This window comes from Microcoleus sp. LEGE 07076, assembly GCF_015207455.1.
Classification (GTDB): domain Bacteria; phylum Cyanobacteriota; class Cyanobacteriia; order Cyanobacteriales; family Microcoleaceae; genus Microcoleus.
Genome location: NZ_JADEWV010000351.1, coordinates 1 through 3,934, shown reverse-complemented (window position 1 = coordinate 3,934; position 3,934 = coordinate 1). Strand labels below are relative to the sequence as shown.

Annotated in this window: 5 protein-coding genes; 2 read left to right on the top strand and 3 right to left on the bottom strand. The window is 45.3% G+C overall.

Translation table 11 applies throughout. The features are described from left to right. Positions 1-240: 240 nt before the first annotated feature. The gene (locus IQ270_RS28860; RefSeq protein ID WP_228056802.1) at positions 241-1,758 is read right to left on the bottom strand and encodes an SGNH/GDSL hydrolase family protein; all 1,518 of its coding nucleotides are present in this window, start codon (positions 1,756-1,758) and stop codon (positions 241-243) included. Positions 1,759-2,086: 328 nt separating this feature from the next. On the opposite strand from IQ270_RS28860, the gene IQ270_RS28855 reads away from it, so the two are divergent. Continuing rightward, complete coding sequence (locus tag IQ270_RS28855; protein ID WP_193976548.1) at positions 2,087-2,431, top strand: Dethiobiotin synthetase; 345 nt, start codon at positions 2,087-2,089, stop codon at positions 2,429-2,431. A 48-nt stretch (positions 2,432-2,479) separates the two neighbouring features. Here the strand turns inward: IQ270_RS28855 and IQ270_RS28850 are convergent, their stop codons facing one another. Next, on the bottom strand, positions 2,480-2,677 hold the full coding sequence (locus tag IQ270_RS28850; protein ID WP_193976547.1) for a hypothetical protein: 198 nt from the start codon (positions 2,675-2,677) through the stop codon (positions 2,480-2,482). Between the two features lie 254 nt (positions 2,678-2,931). On the opposite strand from IQ270_RS28850, the gene IQ270_RS28845 reads away from it, so the two are divergent. Next, complete coding sequence (locus IQ270_RS28845) at positions 2,932-3,327, top strand: hypothetical protein (protein ID WP_193976546.1); 396 nt, start codon at positions 2,932-2,934, stop codon at positions 3,325-3,327. A 158-nt stretch (positions 3,328-3,485) separates the two neighbouring features. Here IQ270_RS28845 and IQ270_RS28840 read toward each other — a convergent pair. Continuing rightward, a partial coding sequence (locus IQ270_RS28840) for a glycoside hydrolase family protein (protein ID WP_193976545.1) occupies positions 3,486-3,934 on the bottom strand: 449 nt, incomplete at its 5' end.

Sequence of the window (3,934 nt, the reverse complement as noted above, 5' to 3'; positions counted from 1 at the left end):
GAGTTGGGCAAGCTGCAACGGCGGCTGTGGTGACTTCTTGGGTGTTTATTTTTATGGCGGATTTCTTTTTATCGCTGTTGATGTTTCACGAGTTGGGCATTACGAGAAATTGATGACAGTGGCGGTTGAAGTCAACTTTTAGGAACGGGTTCTCCGGCCGGTTCCACAATTTTTAGAAAGGGGGAGGATGACTGTTTCACAATTTTTAGAAACGGGCTCTCCGGCCCGTTCCACAAAATATCAAGTTTCTTGTGGGGCGGGCATTTTGCCTGCCCCTTGGGGACTTGTGGGATTTTTTGCTTCAGGCTTGTAAGGAGGGCGATAAACTCGAATTGCTTGAATGGGAACTGTCCCGTCTGTTTCTGGAATTATTTCGAGGATGTGTTTGGAGTTGCTCAAATTCTGAGCTAATGTTGTAGAATACTCGCGACTTGAATCTGCAATTTGTGGGGGAATGTATGAATCTACAAACATCGGCTTAACTTGCCACGAAATCTCAAAGCCTTTTGGTGTAGGCTTTTTTGAGTATTCATAGGCATTTTGCAGCCACCAGTTTTTCGGTTCAATGGCGATGCGGCCGGATTTTGAAATAAACATTTTATCGTTTGTACCGCTGCCGTCGTAACCTGTTTTAGAACCTATAACGTCAAATTTAAACTTGCTGGAGTCGCTGTTAATTTCGGTAATTACGGCTTTCCAATCTTCGACGATTAGCGGTTTTTGACTGGATATTTGGAGGATTGCGGGCCAACCGACGCCAAGACTAGCGCTGGGTCTGGTGATGGTGTAAAGTTCTGGAAATTCTGAGGGTTTTTTGCTGTCGATCGCAATTTTAGCAGAAATTGGCTTGCCGCTGAAGGTTTTATCGGCGATCGCATCTATCCGATTTCCTTCAAACTCTAAAAGCAACTTGCCATCTTGCCACTTAACATCTCTGCCAACTGTATAGGTTTTGACTAAATCCTGCGGTGGTTGAGGAAAATTTGGATTGTATCGCAGGTGTGGCTTGATGAGAGCAGCCAGGAGAAAATTCCCCCACTCGTTGAGGTGAATGTCGTCGCTCAATAGCTGTTTTGGTTGCAAGCGATTGTCTTGCAAATACCTGCGCCAAGGTTCGCGAATTTCGGCGATTTCGCAGCCGTATTTATCTGCCAGCTCAGGCAGCCATTTAGTAGAATGAGTGTTGTGCCATTCATATCCTTTAACTTTTTCTGGATTGTCGCTGCTGTTACCTGCGGGCAACCAGTTTATGTGGTCGGAATGCAAGAGGATTTCGCTAGCGGTGCGGCTGCGGACATTGGCAATTATTGCTTCGTAATCTTCATCGCCTCCGTAGACGTGGAAAATTAGTAAATCGGGATAAAAAGGATACAAATCGTGTTCGCTGGGACGGATTAAAATCGGCGCTGCAAATCCTCCGATCGCCCGATTTTCCACAATCAAATCTGCATAGGGAAATCGCTGTTTCAAATCCTTTGCTACTTCTTTCCACCAATCTTGCTCAGTGATGGATTGACCGTAAAATAGAATGCGTACTTGGCGGCGTTCTGTGGGAGTGCTGGCGGCAAGTAGCCCCATCGTCCTTTGAATTCTGGCTCCCAAATTAGGATTGTTGACAATAGGAGCGGGCGGGGGAAATGGAGTTTCGGCAGCTATTTTTGCGATCGGGGGGACTAACAGGAAGCTCAGACACAAACAAAGCAGCCACAAGTAGCGATTAATCTTTGATTTTCTGCTATTTCCCTGCTGTTTTGCCATTGTTTTATGGTTGTGTTCTGTGAAACTTACCGATCGCTACCAACAGTAGCTCTAGGGCGTGTTTTCTCTCCCCAGAATTGCCTTAAATTGTAGGTTTGGGCTTGGGAACGAACCCTCCGTTTCACTCCGCCCAACTTACAGAAGAGGCAAGAAAACACGCTCTAGGATGTTATAAGTGCAACGCGCTTTAGGAGGAGTTGTAGGGTACAGGACTGGAACTCGCGAATAACTGCAGTTTAGCCTGTATCGGAATATATTACCAAATAGAGAGCGACAAAAGATGATATAATGCCAGCTAATTAATTGCAGGAGATCGATCGCACATCCAATGGATTACAAAACAGCCCGCAGTTTTCTGATCGACCAAGGAACCGCCCTCGAAACCAGAAAAAATCCCGACGCCTTCCTGATGCGCCTCAAACAAGGTCAGCCACCAGTACCCGGACAGGTGACATCGATTTTATTAGCTTTAAAAATATTGTTTGAAGGCCTGCAAGAATCTCCCATGCTCGATCGGCAATTAATCTCGGCACTGCATTTACTCTCAGTAGAAAGTTTGGAGCAATTTGAAGCCGGACTCCGCACAGGAGTTGCTTGGCCCCCGCTGCTGAAAGAAGACTTGAGTCGAATTGCGATCGCGGTCAAGAATATTTTTGGCGGAGTCTGGCAATAGTTTAGGGAGCGTCTACTCAGGATGTTTCACAATAAAAATTGTCAAACTCTACTCGCGAAAGCTTTCCAAGGATGCCAAAAGAGCCGGCAGTCCCGCCAGCGAGGCAGATACCAAAGCCTCATCTTTGTAAACTTCCGAGCGCGCCCTGCCCATACTTTTAGACTCTGAGGCGACACAGCTTGGCAGTTCCGAGTGTCTAGTTTCAATCGGCTTTAAATTTTTGTTTTTTTGGGTCAGACTAAACATAGCAACATCCTCAATTAATCTCTAAATATGCGCCCGTGAGATTTCTCATGGCTTGCTCAATACTTCTATTATCACTCATATCCGTAAAAGAGATTAAACCATGAAATAATTATTCACGATAGACAGGGAGCGAGTAAAACTGCATAGGAACTATTATTAATTTGTTACAGGCTGTGCTGGTTTAAGCCGATCGCCCGCAGCGACCGAGACACCAGCCACAAAAATCGTTGATTTCACAGGAAAAACTCAGACAAATGATGCTAAGTCTCTGTGCAGCAACCGATGTCGCTCAAATCCGACCCACAGTCCAAAATTTACCCGATGGAGACTATCGCTACCGAGACTCAGTAGCGATCGATCGACCTTTTCGAGAAATCCAATTTCGCAAACGAGATAGATACATCACCGGCAGCGACTCCGACAAACGCACCGGAAAAAGCTACTGTTTTCGGGGAATGCCGCAGCAAAACCAGATTATTGACATCACATTAGCGATCGAAATTTCGCCAAAAACAGCCCAGCAAACCGAGTGGAAACTAGCACCGGGAAACCCGATTAATTTCGATCGGCTTTATCCGCTGCAAGCTGGGCCAGGATTAGAATTATACAAATGTCTGACCGCATTTTTACCGGAGTTAAAAAAATCATGAACCAGTCAATCGATTTTAGATTTTAGATTTTAGATTTTAGATTTTAGAGGCGACCCCACGGATAAATTCCGGGGGCAAGTTTCATCTGATACTGGTTTTTTATTTTTCCACGGATGAATCCGGGGGTTTGTATCCTGGATGCTTGCGGTCAATGTAATCTAAGAACCAGCATTTGCCAACTCTTCCCGCAGCATTTTTTGGTAAACTTTCGGCAAACTAGAACTCATAGAATTGTTTTCAATTCCGTATCCCAAACTCGTCCAAGTTCCCGAAAGCATCCGCAAAACATCAGTTAATCTTTCCTGCCGCAGCATCTGTGAAATATCAGCTTTCCAAAACTTGCGATCGTTCAACCAAGCATAAACCACAGCATCCTGATCTTCCGGTTCAAAACTGTAATCTTCCCAGAATAAAAAAGTAGCAGAACGGGCGTGATAGCGCTTCGCTTTATCCTTCCAAGTTGTAGTCAAAAATTGATATCTGCCCGCCGCCGTAGTACACTTGCCCCGATTCGGGCCATTAACAATTTTCACGCATTTGTCAGGATGGCGGCTCAAATCCAATACATATTTGCCACCGTAAATAACGTGATAAGGCCGAGAAACAT

Coding starts and splice junctions, on each gene's coding strand:
- IQ270_RS28845 (WP_193976546.1), top strand. CDS start 2,932: ATGATGCTAAGTCTCTGTGCAGCAACCGATGTCGCTCAAATCCGACCC.
- IQ270_RS28860 (WP_228056802.1), bottom strand. CDS start 1,758: ATGGCAAAACAGCAGGGAAATAGCAGAAAATCAAAGATTAATCGCTAC.
- IQ270_RS28855 (WP_193976548.1), top strand. CDS start 2,087: ATGGATTACAAAACAGCCCGCAGTTTTCTGATCGACCAAGGAACCGCC.
- IQ270_RS28850 (WP_193976547.1), bottom strand. CDS start 2,677: ATGTTTAGTCTGACCCAAAAAAACAAAAATTTAAAGCCGATTGAAACT.